Source organism: Micromonospora sp. KLBMP9576 (genome assembly GCF_050941805.1).
GTDB lineage: Bacteria > Actinomycetota > Actinomycetes > Mycobacteriales > Micromonosporaceae > Micromonospora.
This window is the reverse complement of the sequence record NZ_CP194567.1, coordinates 3029217-3048592: the sequence shown is the minus strand read 5'-3', so window position 1 is coordinate 3048592 and position 19376 is coordinate 3029217. Positions and strand designations below refer to the sequence as shown.

The window sequence follows — 19376 nt, the reverse complement described above, 5'->3', positions numbered from 1 at the left end:
TTGCTGTCTTTCACGATCCACGTGCCCGCCCACCACCGTTCGCCCCGCCCGGTGCGGCGCGTTCGTTTCGTCCGCGTCCGGCGTGGACCCGTGGCGTCGACGCAGGGTGACAGCATTTCGATCTGTGAATGAGGTTGGTAGTGTGCTGCCGTGCCTCCCCCCTCCACCGTCAGCGCACCACCGGGCGAACGCTCCCTGACCTCCGAATCCACGCTCCCGACCACCCGACAGGCACGACGCGCGCGCTTCGGCGAGCACGGCCTCGCCTGGCTGATGCTGTTACCGTCCGTGACGGTTTTCGCCCTGTTCGTGTTCTGGCCGCTCGGGCGGACCCTCTACCTCTCCGTGCACGGCAACGACATCTTCGGGGCCGCGTCCGAGTACGTCGGCGCGGCGCACTACCGGGACATGCTCTCCGCGGAGTTCGGCGGGGTGCTGGCCACGACGGCGCTGTTCACGCTCTTCTCGGTGGTGCCGGCCGTGCTGGGCGCGCTCTTCGTGGTGCTGCTGTTGGAGGCCCGCATCCGCGGGGTACGGGTGCTGCGCACCGCGTTCGCGCTGCCGTTCGCGTTCTCGGTGGCGACCGCGTCGGTCATCTTCGCCGTCATCTACAACCCGGCGATCGGGGTGGCGAACGGCCTGCTCGGGTCCCTCGGGATCGACCGGGTCAACTGGTTGACCGATCCGTCGATCGCGCTGGTCGCCGTCTGCGCCGCGACGGTGTGGATGAACTTCGGATACAACATCCTCGTGCTCTCCGCCGGAGTCTCGGCCATCTCCCCCGAGGTGGTCGAGGCGGCCCGGTTGGACGGCGCGACGGGCTGGCGGCTCGCGACCCGGATCACCATGCCGCTGCTCTCCCCGCAACTGTTCTTCCTCGTCGTGGTCTCCACCATCCACGCCCTGCAGAGCTTCGGGCAGATCCACATCCTGACCAAGGGCGGGCCCGACCAGGCCACGACCACGCTTGTCTACTCGATCTACGAGAAGGCGTTCGCCTTCGGTTCCTCCGACTTCGGCGCGGCCAGCGCGCAGGCCGTCGTGCTGCTGGTCATCATGCTCTGCTGCACGGCTGTCCAATTCGGCATCCTCGAACGGCGGGTCCACTACCGATGAAGAAGCTCCGCCTCGGGAAGATCGCCGTCTACGTCGTGCTCGGCCTGGCCGCGATCCCCGTCCTCTTCCCGATCTACTACGGCTTCGTCGGGGCCGTGATGGGCCCCGGTGACCTGGCGACCTACCCGCCCGCGCTGGTGCCGAGCTCGCTGCACTGGCAGAACATCACCGACGTGTTCAGCTCGGTGCCGCTGGGCCGCTTCTACGCGAACTCCGCCGTGCAGGCCGGGGTCATCACCGTGGCGCAGGTCGTCACCAGCATCTTCGCCGCGTACGCCTTCGCGTTTCTTCGCCTGCCCGCGAAGGCGGCCACCTTCGCCCTGTTCCTCGCCACCCTCATGGTGCCGTGGGAAGCCATCATCATCCCCAACTACCTGGCCATCTCCGACTGGGGCCTGACCCGGGGCGGGCTGACGTACCTCGGCCTGGTCCTGCCCTTCCTCGCCTCGGCGTTCGGCACGTTCCTGCTGCGGCAGGCGTTCATGCAGTTCCCGAGCGAGCTGCGCGACGCCGCGGTGATCGACGGATGCGGGCACTGGCGGCTGCTGTGGAAGGTCATCGTGCCCCTGTCCAAGCCGTCGATCGCGGCGGTCGGGGTCTACGTCTTCCTCTCGGCGTGGAACCAGTACTTCTGGCCGCTGATCCTGATCCGCGACGCCGAGTTCCAGACGCTTCAGATCGGCATCTCCCAGCTCAACGACGCCGAGGCGGCCCAACCGGGCCTGGTGCTCGCCGGCGTCGCGCTCTCCCTGATCCCCACGCTGGCCGTCGTGATCTTCGGTCAGCGCTACATCGTCCGCGGGCTGACCGCCGGCGCGCTGCGTTGAACCGTCGAGAAGGAGAACCAATGAGAAGACCTCGGCTCCGCCGTACCGCGGCGGCGTTCCTCGCCGTCGTGGCCGCCGCCGCGCTCACCGCCTGCGGCGACTCCGGGTCCGGCACCGACAGCGGCGGTGACGCGCTCGACGCGCCCGGCGCCGACGTGCTGGCCCAGGCCACCGGCAAGACCACCATCGAGTTCTGGCACGCCATGAAGGGAGCCAACGCCACCGCCGTCGACCAGCTCGTCGCCGACTTCAACGCCCAGAGCGGCGGCAAGGTCGAGGTCAAGGCGCTCTTCCAGGGCAGCTACGACGAGACGATCGCGAAGTACAAGGCCTCGGTCCAGCAGAAGAGCACCCCGGCGCTGGTCCAGATCTACGACATCGGCAGTCGCTTCATGGTCGACTCGAAGCAGGTCGTGCCGATGCACAAGTTCATCGAGAAGGACGGTTTCAACGCCGGCGAGATCGAGCCGAACATCGCCAGCTACTACTCGGTCGACGGCAAACTGTGGTCGATGCCGTTCAACTCCTCGACCCCCCTGCTGTATCTCAACAAGGAGGCGTTCGAGCGGGCCGGCCTCGACCCGACGAAGCCGCCGAAGGACCTGGCCGAGCTCGGCGAGCTGGCGAAGAAGCTGACGGTCAAGGACGCCAGCGGCAAGACCGTCCAGTACGGCTTCAACGCCGCCATCTACGGCTGGCTGCTGGAGCAGCTCCTCGCCACCGACGGCAAGGAATACTGCGACAACAGCAACGGGCGCAAGGGCCTCGCCACGAAGGTGCAGTTCGACCAGGAGACGGCCGTACGGGTCGCCCAGTGGTGGACGGACCTGGTGAAGGGCGGCTACGCGACGAACACCGGCCGCAAGACCGACGACGCCCAGGCCGCCTTCAAGGCCGGTACGGTCGCCATGCACCTGGAATCCACCAGCGTGCTGCGCGGCTACGTCGATGCCGCCAAGGGCAAGTTCACCGTCCTGACCGCCCCGTACCCGAAGGCGAGCAGCTCGTCCACGGGTGGGCCGATCATCGGTGGCGCCTCGCTGTGGATCAGCGGCGTCGGCCGGAGCGCCGCGGAGAAGCGGGCGGCGTGGGAGTTCGTGAAGTTCTCCGCCAGCCCCGTCCAGCAGGCCAAGTGGCACACCAGCACGGGGTACGTGCCGATCAACGCCAAGGCGCTCGACGAGCAGATCGACAAGGACTGGATGACGAAGTTCCCCCAGTTCCGCACCGCTGTCGACCAGCTGCACGCGCTGCCGCCGTCGGTGGCGTCGGCCGGCTGCCTGCTGGGCGTCATGCCGCAGGCCCGCAAGGCGTCCGAGGACGGCCTCGAGGCGGCTATCGTCGGTAGCAAGCCGGCCGAGCAGGCCATGAAGGACGCGGCGGCGAGCGTACAGGGTGCCATCGACAGCTACAACAAGTCGGTCAGCTGACCTAGCCTAGCCATCGGGCCGATCCGGTCCCGGACAAGGGCCAGCTCCCCCGGGGGAGCTGGCCCTTGTCCGTGCCGTCGTCGTCCCCCGTCCGCCGAACCGGCGCGGCCGGGCCTGCGCCCGTACAGTGGACACGGTTTTGCCGCCTTGTCCCCGGCAGTCCCGGGGCCCGGCCCGCCGCCGGGCGCCGGCTGCCGACCGGAAGGAGCACAGTGAACCGACGTGTCCGCGCCGCACTCGCCGGGGCCGTGACCGCCACCCTGCTGACCACCGCCGGCACCACCCCGGCGGTGGCCCACGGGCGGGCGAGACCCGCCGAGATCTCGCTACCCGACGGCTTCCAGCCGGAGGGCATCGCCACCGCCGGCAGGTACGCCTACCTCGGCTCCCGCGCCACCGGCGCCATCTACCGGGCCGACCTGGTCGACGGCGACGGCCGGGTGCTCAGCCCGGCCACCGGCACGCCCTCCCTCGGCCTCAAGGTCGATCCGCGCGGCCGGCTCTTCGTCGCCGGCGGCACCGCCGGCGACGCCCGGGTCATCGACACCCGCTCCGGCGAGGTCCTGGCCCGCTACCAGTTCGCCACCGCCCCAACCTTCGTCAACGACGTGGTGCTCACCGACGAGGCCGCGTACTTCACGGACTCGAACTCGCCGGTGCTCTACCGCCTGCCGCTCGGTCGCCACGGCAACCTGCCGGCAGCCGACGGCTTCACCACGATCGCGTTGACCGGCGCGTTCCAGCAGTCGGGCACCGGCGTCAACCTGAACGGCATCGTCCGCACGCCCGACCGCACGGCGCTGGTCGTCGTGCAGTCCAACACCGGCCGGCTCTTCCGCGTCGACCCGGTCACCGGCGTCACCACGGACATCGACGTGCCCGGCCACACCTTCGCCAACGGCGACGGGCTGCTGCTCATCGGCCGCACCCTCTACGTGGCCCAGAACCGGCTCAACCAGATCGCCGTGGTCCGGCTCAACCAGGCCGGCACCGCCGGCACCGTGACGGCGACGATCACCGATCCGAACTTCGACGTGCCGACGACGGTCGCCAAGGCCCTCGGCCGGCTCTACCTGCCCAACGCGCGCTTCACCACCACCCCGACCCCCACGACCCCGTACACGGTGGTCGCGGTCCGCGCCCGCTGAGAGGAGGCCGGGGGTACGCGTCGACCGCGCGGCCCCCGGCCCCGGCGTCCCGGGCGTCGGGCCCCGCGACCCCGGCTATTTCACCTTGCGCGTCGAGCGGGCCACGATCGCGTCGTATGCGGGGTGTCGGCCCAGCCAGTCGCTGAGGAACGGGCAGATCGGCACCACCGTCCGGCCCCGGGCGCGGGCGTCGTCCATGACGGCACGGGCGAGGGTCGAGCCCACCCCGTGGCCCTCGAACTCGGCCTCGACCTTGGTGTGGGTGTAGGCGATGACGCCGCCGGTCAGCTGGTAGGTGACCACGCCGGCCAGCGCCCCGTTCTCGTCGCGGGCCTCGAAACGCTCGCGCTCCGGCGCGTCTGTGACGGTGAACTGCATCCCCCCATCCCACCACGCGTCGGCGCCGGGTCAGATCCCGTCCCAGAAGGTCAACTGGTGCGCGGCGGCCCGGTCGAAGCGGCCCACCCGGTCGAGGTCCAGGCCCTGGACGTACGGGTGGTGCCGCCAGGCCGGCAGTCCGTGGCCGTTGGGGTTGCCCGTGGCGGCGAACCGCGCCCAGTAGCCGATCATCAGATCGCCGAGCCCACGTTGCCTGTCGGTCAGCGGAGCGGACTCCCACGACGGGTCGAACAGAAACGGCAGCTCCGAGCCGTGCGAGGCCAGGGGCCGCACCTCATCGTCGGGGTACGGGAACAGCGGCGGCGCCGTCCGGTCCAGGAACTCGTAGGAGTAGACCGGCACGTGCCTGGCCAGCAGGTTGTCGGTGTCCCGCGCCGGCCGCGCCCATTCGAGGTCGCTCATCATGGCGGCGGCGCGCTGGGTGGGCCTGTCGCCGGGCGGGTAGGCGGCCAGGACGGCCGGTGCCCGGTCCCCGAAGATCTGGGTGACGCCGTCGACGTACTGCGCGACGGTGAGCTTCGGGTACAACAGTGCCGCGAACATGGTGCCCTCGTCGCGGGTGATGCCGGACAGGATCGGCACCCGGTGGAAGCGTCCCTCGGCGAAGACCTTCGCCGGGTCCTCCGGCAGTACGGCGTTGCCGTATCCGGGCAGGGGCAGTGCGGGCTGTGCGAGGAGTTCCGACACGGGCCTGCCCCGCAGGCAGGAGACATCGGGGCAGGAGACCTGGTCGGCGATGAACTGCCCGTGCCCCTGGTGGGCCGAGGCGGGAAGCCAGAGTGGCACGTTCATGAGCTTCGGCAGGTCGTCCGGGCTCCAACAGGGGGAACTCTGGGTGATCGCGCGGTGGAACAGGCCGGCCGCGGCCGGGGAGGCGAGCTGGGCGCACACCGAGTGCGAGCCCGCCGACTCGCCGGCGAGCGTGACGTTGCCGGGGTCCCCACCGAACGCGCTCGCGTTGCGCCGCACCCACCGCAGCGCCGCCTGCTGGTCCTCCACGCCGAACGCGCCACCGTTCGACAGCCCCGGATGGCCGAAGAAACCGAAGATCCCGAGCCGGTAGTTGACGGTGACCACCACGACGTCGCCGCGCGTGGCGAGGCGGGTGGCGTCGTAGTCGCTGCCGGCCCCCTTCATCAGGCTGCCGCCGTGCAGCCAGACCAGCACCGGCTTGGGGCGGCGGGGCGAGACGCCACGCGGCGCGGTCACGTTGAGGTAGAGGCAGTCCTCGCTGTCGCTGGCCGGCAGCCCCCAACTGTCGGCCGTCTGCGCGCACCGGCCGCCAGGCTGTGTCGCGTCACGGATGCCGGTCCACGGCTCGACGGGTTGCGGTGAGCGCCAGCGCAGTTCCCCGACGGGCGCGGCGGCGTAGGGAATGCCCTGGAAGATCCGGTGGTCACCGCGCACGGTGCCGGCTATCCGGCCGGTGTCGGTGCGCACCGTGGCGGGCGCGGCGGCGGCGGGGACAGGCAGCGCCAGGAGCGCGACGACGGTCACGATGGTCGTCAGGATTCGCATGCGTCCAAGGTGTCACCCGGCACCGGGCCCGCGAAGAGGTTTTCCTACCCGAAGGGGTGCACCTACCCCCACCCCTGACACGCCGGCGGCACGCGCCGGAGGGCTTGCGCGATTCACGTCCCGGTCCGATCATCGGAAGATGGCAGACATCGACGCTGATGAAAGCGATTCGCGAGCGGCCGTGCCAGGGCAACGACGCGACGGCCGCCCGGACGAGCCGGCTCAGGTCGACGTCGACCGGGCGCTGCTCGGTGGCGCCACCTACCGCGGTCTGGCCGAGCAACGGCTCTCCCCCGCCGAGGAACGTTTCGAACGGCGGCGCCGCACGGCGGGCCTCGTCCTCGCGCCCGCGCTGGCGTTGGTCTTCCTCGCCCTGCCGCTCGACATGCCGCCCAGCCAGCAGACCCTGGCGGGCATCCTGATCGGTGTGATCGCCCTGTGGATCACCGAGGCGGTGCCGATCCCGGTCGGCGGCCTCATCGGGGTCGGCGTGATCGTGCTGATGGGCGTCGCCCCCGCCGGCGATGTCCTGCAACCGTTCGGCTCGTCGACAGTGTTCACCTTCATCGGCGCCTTCATCCTGGCCCAGGCCATGCTCAAACACGGCCTGGCACAACGCTTCGCGTTCCGCATCCTGTCGCTGCCCGGGGTGGGCAGGACCACCGGCCGGGTGGTCGTCGCCTTCGGCGCCATCACGTGCCTGCTGTCGGCGTTCGTGTCGAACACCGCGACGGTGGCGATGCTGCTGCCCACCGCGCTGGGCATCCTCGCCGTCATCGCCAAGCTGCTGCAGAGCCGCGGCCTGACGAAGCCGGGCTGGGACCCGACCCGGTTGCGGGTCGGCTTCGCGCTGATGCTGATGCTGGCGTACGGGGCCAGCGTCGGCGGCCTGCTGACCCCCGTGGGCACGCCGCCCAACCTGATCGGCCGCGCGCTCATCGAGGAGGCCACCGGGGAGCGGATCTCGTTCGCCGGCTGGATGGCCACGGCCCTGCCGATCTGCCTGGCCATGTTCCTGGTGCTGGCCACTGTCCTGCTGCTGCTGAACAAGCCGGAGATCCGCCGGATCGAGGGCGTGGAGGAGTACGTCGCCGCCGAGCGGGCGCGGTTGGGAAAGCTGTCCCGGGCCGAGAGGAACACGCTCGTCGCGTTCTCGGTGACGGTGGCGCTGTGGGTCCTGCCGGGCATCGTCGCGCTGGTCGCGGGCACCGAGTCCAGCGCCTACGAGACGGTCAGCGGCCGGCTCAACGAGGGCATCGTCGCCGTGCTCGGCGCCTCGCTGCTGTTCCTGCTGCCCACCGACTGGCGCAACCGGGAGTACACGCTCAACTGGGCTGACGCCGCCCGCATCGACTGGGGCACGATCCTGCTCTTCGGCACGGGCATCATCTTCGGGTCGCTGCTCGACGACACCGGCCTCGCCAAGACCATCGGCACCGCCAGCTCCGACGCGCTCGGCCTGACCAACGTCGTGGCGATCACCGCCTTCGCCGTGCTGCTGGCCATCGTCATCTCCGAGACGACAAGCAACACCGCGTCCGCCGCGGTCGTCGTACCGATCGTCATCCCGGTCGCCGTCGCCGCCGGCGTGGACCCGTTCGTACCCGCCCTCGCGGCCACCTTCGCGGCGTCGTTCGGCTTCATGCTGCCCGTGTCGACGCCGCAGAACGCGGTGGTGTACGGCTCCGGCACCGTGCCGATCACCCGGATGATCCGCTCCGGTGCCTCGTTCGACGTCATCGGGGCGATCCTCATCCTGCTGCTGCTGCCGCTCATGGTCGCCGCCGTGGGGCTGGGCCGATGAGCCAGCGGATCGCCGTCGTCCCCGGCGACGGCATCGGCGTCGAGGTCACCGCCGCCGCACGTACCGTCCTCGACGCCGTCTGCCGCCGGCACGGCATCGAGCTGCGCTACGACTCCTACGACTGGTCGTGCGAGCGGCACCTGCGCGAGGGCGCGATGATGCCCGCCGACGGGCTGGACGTGCTGCGACCGTACGACGCGATCCTGCTCGGCGCGGTCGGTGCGCCCGGCGTGCCCGACCACGTCTCGCTCTGGGGCCTGCTGATCCCCATCCGGCGCGCCTTCCGGCAGTACGTCAACCTGCGGCCGGTGCGCGTCTTCGACGGTGTCGACAGCCCGGTGCGCCACGCACGCGCCGGCGAGGTCGACCTGGTGGTCGTACGCGAGAACGTCGAGGGTGAGTACAGCGAGATCGGCGGGCGGCTCGGCCGCGGCCAGCCGGAGGAGTTGGCCGTGCAGGAGTCGGTGTTCACCCGGGCCGGGGTCAGCCGAATCGCCGACTACGCCTTCGCGCTGGCGCGCACCCGCCGCCGCCACGTCACCTCGGCGACCAAGTCGAACGGCATCGTGCACACCATGCCGTTCTGGGACGAGGTGGTCGCCGAACGGGCGGCGGCCTTCCCGGACGTGCGGTGGCGCGGCGAACACATCGACGCGCTGGCCGCGAAGTTCGTGCTCCAGCCGGGCGGCTTCGACGTGGTGGTGGCGTCCAACCTGTTCGGCGACATCCTCAGCGACCTCGCCGCGGCCGTGGCCGGCTCCATCGGCATCGCCCCCTCCGGCAACCTCGACCCCACCCGCACCTACCCGTCCATGTTCGAGCCGGTGCACGGCTCGGCGCCGGACATCGCCGGTCAGGGGGTGGCCAACCCGGTCGGGGCGGTGTGGTCGGCGGCGATGATGCTGGAGCATCTCGGGCACCCGGCGGCGGCGCGGGACGTCCTGGCGGCCATCGAGGCGACGCTACGCGAGGCGGGCACCCGCACCCGCGACCTCGGCGGCACGGCCGGCACCCGCGAGGTGACCGCCGCGCTGGTCGAGCGCATCGGCCGGTGAGCCGCCCGGCGACCGCCGGGGGCCCGCGAGAGCGGTCGGTGCGGGCAGCCGGGCTCGGCCGTCGTCCGCAACGGCGACGGCCGGGGCCCGGTGTCATCGGTCGGTCTCCAGCGTGTAGCGGATCTTCGCCGAGCCGTGCGCGCCGAGCCGGTCGTAGAACCGGCGTGCGCCGGCGTTCCAGGCCGGTGTCTGCCACTGCATCTGCCCACGGCCGGCCCGGAGAGCGACCGCCTCGAACAGTCGCCTGCCCCAACCGCCGCCCCGATGACCGTCGGTCAGGAAGAGGCAGTCCAGATGCAGGTGTTCGGCACCCGACCAGGTCGAGAACTCACGGCTGAAGGTCGCGTAGCCGGCCAGGTCCCCGTCGGTCGCTTCGAGCACGAGGCAGCCCAGCCGCGGCTCGGCGTCGAACAGGGCCCTGTTCAGTCGCTCGGCCAGGTCGGCGGGAACCGGTCCGCCGCGTTCGTGGGCGGCGTGGGCGGCGCACAGGGCGACCAGGTCCGGCAGGTCCGCGGGAGTGGCCGGGCGGATGCGCATCAGCCGCGGCCGTCGCGCCGTTGCCGCCCACGGTGGTGCGGCCACCGTGGGCGATCGCTCAGCAGCCGCACGAGGCGGCCAGGTCGGCTGCGGTCAAGGTGTCCACGGGTCGGGTGACGGAACCGTCGGGGGTCTGCACCGCCAGGCCCTCACGGACCCAGTACTCGTACCCGCCGATCATCTCCTTGACCTGGTAGCCGAGTCGGGCGAAGGCGAGGGCGGCCCGGGTGGACCCGTTGCAGCCGGGCCCCCAGCAGTACGTCACGACGAGCGAGCCGGGTGCGACGAGGTCGGCGGCGCGCTCCGGGATCTCCACGGTGGGCAGGTGAACGGCGCCGGGGACGTGCCCCTGGTCCCACGCCTCGACGGCGCGCGAGTCGACGACCACCAGGTTGGCGAGGCGGGCGTGCAGGTCGGCGTGCACGTCGCTGACATCGGTCTCGAAGGACAGTTTGGCGGCGAAGTGCGCCGCGGCGTCGTCGGGGCGGGGTGGACGGGTGGAGAAGGAAGCTGACATGTATTGATTCTCGGTGGGTGGCCGCCCGATCGGCAGTGGCGTTCGCGCCGCTACCCGCTAATATGCCGCCATGACGGCCAGCGCTTTTCACACCGGCGCCCGTCCACGCGTGACGGTCCTCGCCTACGACGGCATGTCGGCGTTCGAAATGGGCATCGTGACCGAGGTGTTCGGCCTCGCCCGGCCGGAGCTGAACGTCGACTGGTACGACCTGACGATCTGCGCCGAGCAGCCGCGCAAGATCCGGCTCGTCGGCGGGGCCACGCTGAGCACCGACCACGGGCTGACCGCGTTCGCCTCGGGAGACACCGTGATCGTCCCGGGCGTCCACGACGTACGCGCCGACGTGTCGCCCGCGCTGGTCGCCGCCCTCCGCCGGGCCAGCGGACGCGGTGCCCGGGTCGTGTCGATCTGCTCCGGCGCGTTCGCGCTCGCGGCGGCCGGGTTGCTCGACGGCCGCCGCGCGGCGACCCACTGGCGCTACGCGGACCTGTTGCGACAGCGCTATCCGAGGGTGCGGGTCGACCCCGACGTGCTCTACGTCGACGAGGGTGACGTGCTGACCGGCGCCGGCAGCGCGGCCGGTCTCGACCTCTGCGTGCACCTGGTGCGCCGGGACTTCGGGCCCAGCGTGGCCAACGCCGTTGCCCGGCGGCTGGTCATCCCCCCGCACCGCGACGGCGGCCAGGCCCAGTTCATCGAGACACCGGTGACCGACGACGTCGACGACAGCCGGATCACCGAGAGCATGACCTGGGCCCTGGCCAACCTGGACCGGCCGATCACCGTGGACACGCTCGCGCGACGCGCGCACATGTCGACCCGCACCTACCTGCGCCACTTCCGGCAGTGCAGCGGCACCAGCCCGATCCGCTGGCTGATCGGCCAACGGATCCAGGCCAGCCTCCCCCTGCTGGAGACCACCGGGCTCTCCATCGACGAGATCGCCGCCGCAACCGGCTTCGAGACCGCGGTGACCTACCGGCACCACTTCCTGCGGGCGATGCGCACCTCGCCGTCGGCGTACCGGCGGGCGTTCCGGTCCCCCGCGCCCGCCGGCGCCGCTGCGCCCTGAGCCGGCGCGGCCGGGCGCCTCAGCGCGCCGTGGGTGGTCAGCTCGCGGCGGACGCCGCAACGGCCCGGCGCGCCACACCGAGCGCGTCGACCACGGCAGCTATGTCGTCCGCCGTGGTGCGGTGGCTGGTCAGGCACATCCGGATCGCCGCTCGACCGTCGAGTAGCACCAGACTGATCCAGGCCCGTCCACCGGCCACCACGTGGTCCACCGCCGCCCGATGCCACCGCTGGCTGGCGACCGGAGCGAGCCCGTCGGCGGCCGGGTCCACGACGCACACCAGCGGCAACGGTGTGTCGTTGACCCGCACCCAGCCGCCCTCGGCGAGCCGCCGGGCCAGCAACTCGCCGAGGGCGACGTCGCGCTCGAACTGTGCGGCGTAGGCGGGCCGACCGGCGACCGCCAGGGCCAGGAAGGCCTTCAGTCCGGCGAACCGGCGCGACCACTGCACGCTCGTGGTGTACGGGTCGCCGGCAACCGCGCTGTCCACCGGCATGTACCCGGTGGTCACCCGGAAGCTCGAGGCCAGCGCGGACGGATGCCTGGTGAGGAACATCCCCGCACCCATCGGAGCGGACAACCACTTGTGGGCGTCCACCGTGACGCTGTCGGCCTGCTCGATGCCGGCCAGCAGCGGACGAAGCCGGTCCGACAGCGCCACCGCGCCGGCCCAGGCGGCGTCGACGTGAAAGTGCATGCCCGTGTCGCGGGCCACCGCGGCCAATTCGACGAGCGGGTCCAGCGCCCCACCGCCCGTCGTCCCGGCCGTCCCGACCAGCAGGAACGGCAGCCGACCCGCCGCCCGGTCCGCGGCGTGCATCAGGCGTAGCCGGCCCACGTCGAGGCGGCACGACGCATCGACCGGCACCAGCCGCACAGCGTCGCGGCCGAGGCCGGTCAGGTGCGCGATCTTCAGCCAGGCCAGGTGGCTCTCGCGCGAGGCGTACAGCACCGGAGGGCCGGGCACGGACGCGATGCCGGCGTCCGGGTAGGAGGCGAAGCGGCGGGTCAGCGCGATCACGACGGCGGTGAGGTTCGCCTCCGCACCGCCGGTGGTGAAGCTGCCGGCGCTGGTGTCCGGCATCCCGAGCCACTCGGCGAGAACCCGCAGCACGTGTCGCTCGATCTCCACCGCGGCGGGCGCGTGGCTGTACGCGGCGAGCTGCGGGTTGAGCCCCGACGCCAGGAGATCGCCGGCGACCCCGGGCCAGGTCGGCGTCGGGTTGAACAGACCGAAGTAGCGCGGGTGGGTCGGATGGACGCTCCACCGGACCAGCATCGTGACCACGTCACGAAGGACCCGGTCGGCGCCCCGGGCGGTGGCGAAGTCGTAGTCGACGAGCCAGTCCCGTACCGTCGCGGTGGCCAGCGCCGGATCCGCGGGTGCCACCGGCACGTCGTCGATGACCTGGGCGTGCCGCACCACCAACTCGGTGGCCAGGGCGAGCAGCCGGGCACCCTCCTCGGCCCCCAGGTCGAGCGGTCCGGGCGCCCACAGCGGCCCCTCAGGCGTCACCCTCTCGGCGTTGGATTCCCTCACGACACGTCTCCCCTCACCCATCCACGTTCTTCGGCGGCCTGACGCAGACGGTGACCGTCCCATCCCTCGTGTGCGGTGCGGAAAAGTCAGGCTCGGCTGCCACCAGCTTCCGCTGCCAGGTCGGCTCTCCGGCAGTGCCACGGCGGCCATCATCAGGGAAGATCCGGCCAGGACCGCTGCCCTGATAGCGGCACTCCGCGCAGGCGACGAGACCGCCGTGGAGAGTCAAAGATCGACAATCTGAGGCAACGCGCCGCGCCGTCAATTGATAACCTTGCCGGGACCACGGCGACGGTGAGCGGCTGATGTCCACCGGGAGGGTCGGGATGTGGACGGACGAGGCCGCGTTGGACGCGGCGGCACGCCGAGTCGACCGCTGGGAAGCGGCCTTCACCGACCGGGCGCAGCGCACGCGTTCGCTCACGTCGCGAATCCAGGCGTTGACCGGCGCCGCGCGCAGTCCGGACCGGATGGTCGAGGCCACAGTCGACTCTTCCGGCCAGTTGGTCGACCTGCGGCTGGACGAGCGGACCCGCCAGCACCCCGCCGCACACACCGCCGAGCAGATCGTGGCCACCGCCCGGGCCGCCTGCGCCGACCTGCTGCGGCAGGTCACCGAGGCCACCCAGGAAGACCTCAGCGACGACCCCGCCGGGACGGCGATCGTCGAGTCCTACCAACGGCACATACGCTCCGGTCCTGGTGGCACCGGTGCCACCGGGTGACGGCATCCACGTCCGGCCCGAGGACCTGACGGCCCATGCCGGCCACCTCGAACACTGCGCAGACCGCCTCGACACCGCGAAAGGGGCCGGCCAGCACGTCCGGCTCGGTACGGCGGCGTACGGGCAACTCTGCGCGCTCATGCCGATGCTGCTCGACGACCTGCAACGAACCCTCGTCGACGGCATCGGCACGGCGGCCGAGTCGGTCCGCGACACCGCCCGCGGGCTACGACTCAGCGCGGAGCACTACCGCGCGGCCGACGCACGCGCCGAACGGTCACTCAACCAGGTGCAACGCCGACAGTGACGAACCCACTGGTAGCCGTCGCCGTAGACACCCCCGCCAGCGCGTGGGCCGGGGTGTGGATCCTCGAGGACATCGAGCTCATCCACCAGGGCGTACGCGATGGTAGCTGGATCGACGGCACCCTCGGTGTGGTCAGTGCGGGCCTCGACGCGCTCGCCCTCGTCTCCGACCCCGTGGGCGCGCTCCTCCAGTACGGCATCGCCTGGCTCATCGAACACGTCAAGCCATTCAGCGAAGCCCTCGACTGGTTCGCCGGCGACCCGGCCCAGATCACCGCCCACGCCCAGACTTGGCGCAACACCGCCGCGTCACTACGCGAGACCGCCACGAACCTGGCTCGTGACGTCCGCACGGACATGGCCGGGTGGGGTGGCCTCGCCGGGCCTGCCTATCGCACCCGGGCAGCCGAGCAGCAGCAGGCGATTACGGGTCTGGCCAGGGGCGCCGAAACGATGGCGGCCATCACCGAGGCAACGGCGGGTCTGGTTGCCGCCGTCCGACTCCTCGTCCGCGACGCCATCGCCACCTGTGTGTCCCGACTCGTCGTCTACGCCGCCGAACTCGCCGCCACCGCCGGGCTCGCCACTCCCCTGGTCGTCGAACAGGTCACCACGCTGGTGGCGTCCTGGGCGGCGCGCATCGCAAAACTGCTACGTGGGCTGATCAACAGCCTGAGGAATATCATCCCCCTCGCCCGCGGGCTCGCCGATCTCATCGACCAACTCAAGCAGGCGCTGGGGCGAATCGGCAGCACGAGGGCCGGCGCGGAGAGCCTCAGTCGGGTTCGCGGGAAGGGAACTGGTCCTCGGATTCCGATGAACAGGGACGCCGTGCAGGCCATCGCCGCCAAGTACGGTACGGATATATCTGATATACCAGTCACCATCAACAACCGGGTTTCGGGCGTCTGCGGGGTCACGAGGCCCGACGGCTCGATAATGCTGTGCCGTGAGGCTTTCCGCAGCGAGGAAGACCTGGCCCGTACGCTGGAGCACGAGCGTTTCCACGTCTCTGAACTACGTGACGGGCAGCCGTACCCGACCACCCGTCACGAAGTCGACGCCTTCGAAGATCGGGCCTATGCACATGAGGAACGATGGTGGACGGACCACCCGGCCAGGCCGGAGGGAGCCCGCTGATGGCCACATTCGATAAATGGCTGGAGGCCTTCGACGCGGTCTACCAAACCCTGCCGGAAGCACCAGGTCTCGCCTGCCCGAACTGCGGGCACCGAACGCTACGACTCGTGTTCACAGCGCGACCCTCGGCTGACCACGGCTACGCATCGTTCTGGTGCGACACCTGCCTGGAGGGAATCTACGTCTCGCGGACATTCATTCCTGCCGGGGTCGCTGTCCGCGCTGCGAACGACCCGGCGGCGGGGCGCAACCACGGAATTCCCGACTACCGCCTTGTGACGTAACGGTTGCACCAACGACGAACCGCATGGACTAATCGAGCAATCTACGTGTGATCTTCCCGATGTTGGTAAGCCTCTCGTCGGCACGGTTGCGTCGATGTTTCACCCATTCCTTGCCCTCGGCGGCGACACCTTCGAGGACGTGCAGGGTGTGACTGAGCCCGGCGGCGTCCAGCGACAGTTCAGCGATCTTCGTTGGATTCTCGTCGTCCTGAAGCGACTCGTTGTCAGGTGCACTCACAAGGATGGAGATGGGGTTTCCGTTGAACAGCGTCAGCTCGAAGGTCTGCTGCTGGGTGGCGATGCCGTCGATCCGGACGGCGGCGACGGCGTCGAAGCGGTAGTTGAGCCGCTGGTTGGTGCGGGGCGTGGCGGTTTCGAAGTCAAGATCGATGCTGGCCTGCCGGACACCATCGTCGGTAAGCAGAAACAGCAGCAGGCGATAACGGGAATACCGCCACGGTCCCTGCGGATACCGAGCCCTTTTACAGCTTGCCGCTGGTGCCTCGATAAAGGCGTGTGCGATCACGTGGCTGGGATGGAGCCGGTACTGCTGCATGGCCTGGTCGACCAGGACCTTCCGGTCACCTTCTAACCAGGCAGCCATTTCGGTGTCCGACGGCTTGTCGGACAGCTTCTGACACCACCGGTGGTAGGCGGCCCAGCGGGCCGTTTCCTTTTCCTCTCGTTCCGCCTGGTCAGCGACGACCCTGCGCCGCTCGGCGACGATCCGAAACGACGAGCGCACCGCCGGCACCGCGGACGCCACGGCGAGCACGAGCCAACCTGCACCGGACAGGGCGACCCCGGCCATGACGGCAGGGACGACCCAGAGGCTCCCAACGGCGAGGAGAGCCAGGCCACCGATATGAAGAATCCTGGTCCGGGCCGGGACAGACAGCTGCTCGCGATACGCCGTCAGCGTGTCCCGCTCCCATTGCCCTCGCACATCGCTGACCAGATGCCGGACAAGCCATGCAATCCGATCGGCCTTGATGCCTTGTTCCCGGTAGAGCTCGGCCACCTCGTCACGGAGGTGCCGCCGGATCCCCGCCGTCTGGGTGAGCCAGTAGGTTCGGCCGGTTCCTTGGGGAACGTACAGGCCGAAGTAGCGGTCGAAGAGCCGGTCCACCTTGCGGGCGTAGCCACCCGCTGGCGCCTCCCTTCCCCGCTGGCGGGGCGCGCGGATCTGCGCCTCCTTAGCGCGGAGACGCGTCCTGCGGTAATACCGATCCGATCCGCCCGCACAGAACGCGGCCAGCCCCGTCAGCCCGGCGAGCAGGCCAAGGAGCGGATCGAACGCCCCACGAGCCGCCACGAGCATGGTCAGCTGCACCGCGGCGAGGGTGAACACGGCCGCGCCCACGCCAGCACAGAGCCAGTCACGAAAGGCGATGACGGCGGGCCGCACCGGCAGCGTCCGCGGCTTCGCGGGTACGGGATGGAAGAACTTCCAGACCCGCGTGAACCGTTCGCCCGCCGTGCGCTGGAAGTCCGCGAGAGCGACGGACTTCCGCCACATCTCATCCTGCACCGCGCCCTCAAGCAGCGCCTCGAGGTGGCCGTAGATCTCGTCGCGTTGACACTGATTCAGCGAATCGATTTCTTTGATCACTATCTCCGTCTCCGCTGGGCGCACTGGTGCCAGGAGGCGGATGATGCTCTTCAACCCCACCACCCATTCATTGTGATCGTCGAGGTCCGACAGGCTGGCGCAGATCACGGCGAGGCGATCTAACTCCTCGGGAGCGAGTTGGCGCAGGGTGCGTCCGCTCAGCAAGGCGATGAGCCGGTAGAACTGGACTTCGGCGGTGACGAGCCCGCCTGCGACAGCCTTCTCGATCAACTCGCGTGCCTGATCACGAACACGGGCGTCGAGATACTTCAAAGCAAAGGTGAACTGTTCTTCGGGACTGGCGTTCGGTGGCAACCGGTAGAAGTTGATGTCGCCGTGCACCACTCCTGCCTGCACCTCGACGCGAGCGTCTCCCTTCGCGACGTTGGTCGAGGTCGGGGCCGTCATGACATGCCCCGTACCACGGCGATGATCGCCGCAAGCCGGGCCGAAAGCTCAGTCACGTCGGCGACCAAACCCCGCAGCCGCTTGAGCGCGACCATCAGGCCGCTCCTCTTCTCGGGTATACCCGCAGAGGCGCATTCCGTTGCCGCATCCAGTTCCGATTCGGCAGCGGCATAGGTTTCTTGATCTAACTGTCCGTCAAGGTGCGCCTGCTTGAGGTGGGTTCGCAGCTCCGCGATGCTGGCGGCCAAGTCGATTGGCCGCTCGGTGCCAGCGCCGACGTTGACGTTGCCGTAGATCTGCCCAGCCTGCACTCCGACTTGAGCATTCCCTGAGGCGGTGTTGCGGTTACTCATGGGCATCTTGGGGCTCCCGTCCCGATCCGCCGAGCCTGCTTGGCCGGTCGGATCGTCGATGAACAGTTCTTGCGCCAGAGCAGTCGCGAAAGCGGCCGCGTGACTTGCCGCCTTCGGCTGCCAGTTCTGCCCGTCACTGGCTACCTTGGTGCCGTCGGCGTGGTCGCTGATGCCACGGATGACCACCACGGGCAGCGCCCGGTTGAGGTGCCCCGCCTGGGCCACACCCGCCGCCTCCATCTCGATCGCGACGGCGTCGTTGTAGTGCTGGCGGATCCAGCGGGCCTGCTCCGACCTCCCCGAGTCCTGCACGACCTCGCCAGCGGCGACCGGCCCAAAATGGACGACGGGCGCTGCCCCCGTGGGAAGACCCCGGCGCCAGGCGCTGGACCTGGCGACGTGGTGGGCCACCTGGTCGGCCTCATGCGGGATCTCCCACGCCTTCGGGCGGGCTTTCAAGCCGTCGTCCTCGCTGGTGCCACCGTGATAGGCGTAGACCTTGCTGGCCACGACAACGTCGCCGAGCCGAATGTTGGGCCACAGGCCACCGGCGACTCCCACGAACAACAGGGCAGCCGGGGCAAACTCCGCCATCGCCCGCTCCGCGAGTACGGCAGCAGGATGGTTGCCCTTACCGACCAGACCAAGCGCGACACTGCATCTGCTCTGGCCGATCCGGCCGACCTCGAATCGGGTGCCGGCGGGATGTCGACGTGGCCGCAGGCCGGTTAACCGCTCGCGGACCGCTTCGTACTCAAGGTTCAGCGCCGTGAGGATCACGACAAGGCTGCTGTTCGTACTCACGTTGTCTCCTTGCCTGCTCGACCGAGAGGGCGAGTCATCGGAGGGTGAAGGGTCGTGCGGGGGCCAGGTCGGAACAGGCGAGCGGGACGCCCGCCCTCCGTCCTGCGAGTAGGGCCGGCGGGAACGATGAAGCCGTCCACGCTCTGCACTTTTCGGTAGAAGTTCCGTGCGTCGAGCGGCACGCCCCACACCGCCTCGTAGACGTTCTGAAGCTCTGAGATCGTGAACGTCGGGCCGCAGAAGGCGGTCCCGAGCGCCGATCGCTCCAACTTCTCCCGTGCCTGGTCAACACCGTCGGTCAAGATCTGTACATGGTCGAAGGCGAGGCGGGCGTCATCGGACAGCGCCTGCGCCACGGGTGTCCAGCACGCCTCTGACGCATCGGTACCGGCAACGGGCTCAGGCAGCCGAGGCGCGATGGCCAGGTAAGCCGCAGAGACCACCCGACCCCTCGGGTCACGGTCCGGCGCACCGTAAAAACCAAGTTGTTCAAGGTGTAGCTGATCCGGCCCCAGGCCAGCTTCCTCGGCAAGCTCCCGATGAGCCGCGGCCAGAAGATCTTCCTTCTCGTGGCTGAGGAAACCGCCAGGCAGGGCCCACGCGCCCCGATAGGGCTGGACGCCGCGCTCGATCAGCAGCACATGGAGGCGGGATTCCCGCAGCGTGAGGATGACGAGGTCAACGGCAAGGAGAACAGCCGGAGCAACCCAGCGATCGTCAGACATGACTTCACCATAGGCTTGATGTCACTCTGACAGGAAGCCTGGCAGGTGTCGGA

General features: G+C 70.0%; 19 protein-coding genes. 11 read left to right on the top strand and 8 right to left on the bottom strand.

The window, feature by feature from the left end:
* Positions 1–288: 288 nt before the first annotated feature.
* The 4 genes from ACQ452_RS13630 to ACQ452_RS13615 all read left to right on the top strand — a co-directional run bounded on the left by ACQ452_RS13630 (position 289) and on the right by ACQ452_RS13615 (position 4521).
* Positions 289–1116 (top strand): carbohydrate ABC transporter permease, encoded by an 828-nt coding sequence (locus ACQ452_RS13630; RefSeq protein ID WP_433393691.1) that lies wholly within the window; start codon positions 289–291, stop codon positions 1114–1116.
* The gene (locus tag ACQ452_RS13625) at positions 1113–1943 is read left to right on the top strand and encodes a carbohydrate ABC transporter permease (protein ID WP_433393689.1); all 831 of its coding nucleotides are present in this window, start codon (positions 1113–1115) and stop codon (positions 1941–1943) included. Before ACQ452_RS13630 ends, ACQ452_RS13625 begins: the two co-directional genes overlap by 4 nt.
* A 20-nt stretch (positions 1944–1963) precedes the next feature.
* Positions 1964–3373, top strand: a complete 1410-nt coding sequence (locus ACQ452_RS13620; RefSeq protein WP_433393687.1) for an ABC transporter substrate-binding protein — start codon at positions 1964–1966, stop codon at positions 3371–3373.
* Between the two features lie 212 nt (positions 3374–3585).
* Complete coding sequence (locus ACQ452_RS13615; RefSeq protein ID WP_433393685.1) at positions 3586–4521, top strand: SMP-30/gluconolactonase/LRE family protein; 936 nt, start codon at positions 3586–3588, stop codon at positions 4519–4521.
* Between the two features lie 75 nt (positions 4522–4596).
* On the opposite strand, the gene ACQ452_RS13610 is transcribed toward ACQ452_RS13615, so the two are convergent.
* Together ACQ452_RS13610 and ACQ452_RS13605 are read right to left on the bottom strand one after the other, a co-directional pair.
* On the bottom strand, positions 4597–4899 hold the full coding sequence (locus ACQ452_RS13610; protein ID WP_433393683.1) for a GNAT family N-acetyltransferase: 303 nt from the start codon (positions 4897–4899) through the stop codon (positions 4597–4599).
* A gap of 30 nt (positions 4900–4929) precedes the next feature.
* The gene (locus ACQ452_RS13605) at positions 4930–6438 is read right to left on the bottom strand and encodes a carboxylesterase/lipase family protein (protein ID WP_433393681.1); all 1509 of its coding nucleotides are present in this window, start codon (positions 6436–6438) and stop codon (positions 4930–4932) included.
* A 181-nt stretch (positions 6439–6619) separates the two neighbouring features.
* Between ACQ452_RS13605 and ACQ452_RS13600 the strand changes: the two genes are divergently transcribed.
* Together ACQ452_RS13600 and ACQ452_RS13595 are read left to right on the top strand one after the other, a co-directional pair.
* The gene (locus ACQ452_RS13600) at positions 6620–8242 is read left to right on the top strand and encodes an SLC13 family permease (protein WP_433393679.1); all 1623 of its coding nucleotides are present in this window, start codon (positions 6620–6622) and stop codon (positions 8240–8242) included.
* Positions 8239–9297, top strand: a complete 1059-nt coding sequence (locus ACQ452_RS13595; protein WP_433393678.1) for a tartrate dehydrogenase — start codon at positions 8239–8241, stop codon at positions 9295–9297. The genes ACQ452_RS13600 and ACQ452_RS13595 overlap by 4 nt, the downstream gene beginning before the upstream one ends.
* A gap of 93 nt (positions 9298–9390) precedes the next feature.
* Here the strand turns inward: ACQ452_RS13595 and ACQ452_RS13590 are convergent, their stop codons facing one another.
* On the bottom strand, positions 9391–9834 hold the full coding sequence (locus tag ACQ452_RS13590) for an N-acetyltransferase family protein (protein WP_433393676.1): 444 nt from the start codon (positions 9832–9834) through the stop codon (positions 9391–9393).
* Positions 9835–9892: 58 nt separating this feature from the next.
* Positions 9893–10351 (bottom strand): rhodanese-like domain-containing protein, encoded by a 459-nt coding sequence (locus ACQ452_RS13585; protein WP_433393674.1) that lies wholly within the window; start codon positions 10349–10351, stop codon positions 9893–9895.
* A gap of 70 nt (positions 10352–10421) precedes the next feature.
* Between ACQ452_RS13585 and ftrA the strand changes: the two genes are divergently transcribed.
* Positions 10422–11426 (top strand): transcriptional regulator FtrA, encoded by a 1005-nt coding sequence (gene ftrA / locus ACQ452_RS13580; protein WP_433393673.1) that lies wholly within the window; start codon positions 10422–10424, stop codon positions 11424–11426.
* Between the two features lie 37 nt (positions 11427–11463).
* Here ftrA and ACQ452_RS13575 read toward each other — a convergent pair whose 3' ends face one another.
* Positions 11464–12966: a pyridoxal phosphate-dependent decarboxylase family protein gene (locus tag ACQ452_RS13575; RefSeq protein ID WP_433393672.1), complete on the bottom strand. Its 1503-nt coding sequence runs from the start codon at positions 12964–12966 to the stop codon at positions 11464–11466.
* Positions 12967–13271: 305 nt separating this feature from the next.
* Between ACQ452_RS13575 and ACQ452_RS13570 the strand changes: the two genes are divergently transcribed.
* From ACQ452_RS13570 to ACQ452_RS13555, 4 genes are read left to right on the top strand one after another with little or no spacing between them, the layout of a single operon-like run.
* Positions 13272–13691, top strand: a complete 420-nt coding sequence (locus ACQ452_RS13570; protein ID WP_433393670.1) for a YbaB/EbfC family nucleoid-associated protein — start codon at positions 13272–13274, stop codon at positions 13689–13691.
* A complete protein-coding gene (locus tag ACQ452_RS13565) occupies positions 13669–13998 on the top strand; it encodes a type VII secretion target (protein ID WP_433393668.1) in 330 nt (109 codons plus the stop codon). The genes ACQ452_RS13570 and ACQ452_RS13565 overlap by 23 nt, the downstream gene beginning before the upstream one ends.
* Positions 13995–15137 (top strand): hypothetical protein, encoded by a 1143-nt coding sequence (locus ACQ452_RS13560; protein WP_433393666.1) that lies wholly within the window; start codon positions 13995–13997, stop codon positions 15135–15137. The genes ACQ452_RS13565 and ACQ452_RS13560 overlap by 4 nt, the downstream gene beginning before the upstream one ends.
* Positions 15137–15421, top strand: a complete 285-nt coding sequence (locus ACQ452_RS13555; protein WP_433393664.1) for a hypothetical protein — start codon at positions 15137–15139, stop codon at positions 15419–15421. The genes ACQ452_RS13560 and ACQ452_RS13555 overlap by 1 nt, the downstream gene beginning before the upstream one ends.
* Before the next feature lie 28 nt (positions 15422–15449).
* Here ACQ452_RS13555 and ACQ452_RS13550 read toward each other — a convergent pair whose 3' ends face one another.
* From ACQ452_RS13550 to ACQ452_RS13540, 3 genes are read right to left on the bottom strand one after another with little or no spacing between them, the layout of a single operon-like run.
* Positions 15450–17441, bottom strand: coding sequence for a hypothetical protein (locus tag ACQ452_RS13550; protein WP_433393663.1), 1992 nt, complete (start codon positions 17439–17441; stop codon positions 15450–15452).
* Positions 17438–18598 carry a purine phosphorylase gene (locus ACQ452_RS13545; RefSeq protein WP_433393661.1) on the bottom strand — a complete coding sequence of 387 codons (1161 nt, stop codon included), beginning with the start codon at positions 18596–18598 and terminating at the stop codon, positions 17438–17440. Before ACQ452_RS13545 ends, ACQ452_RS13550 begins: the two co-directional genes overlap by 4 nt.
* Positions 18595–19323 (bottom strand): NUDIX hydrolase, encoded by a 729-nt coding sequence (locus ACQ452_RS13540; protein ID WP_433393659.1) that lies wholly within the window; start codon positions 19321–19323, stop codon positions 18595–18597. Before ACQ452_RS13540 ends, ACQ452_RS13545 begins: the two co-directional genes overlap by 4 nt.
* Positions 19324–19376 lie beyond the last annotated feature (53 nt).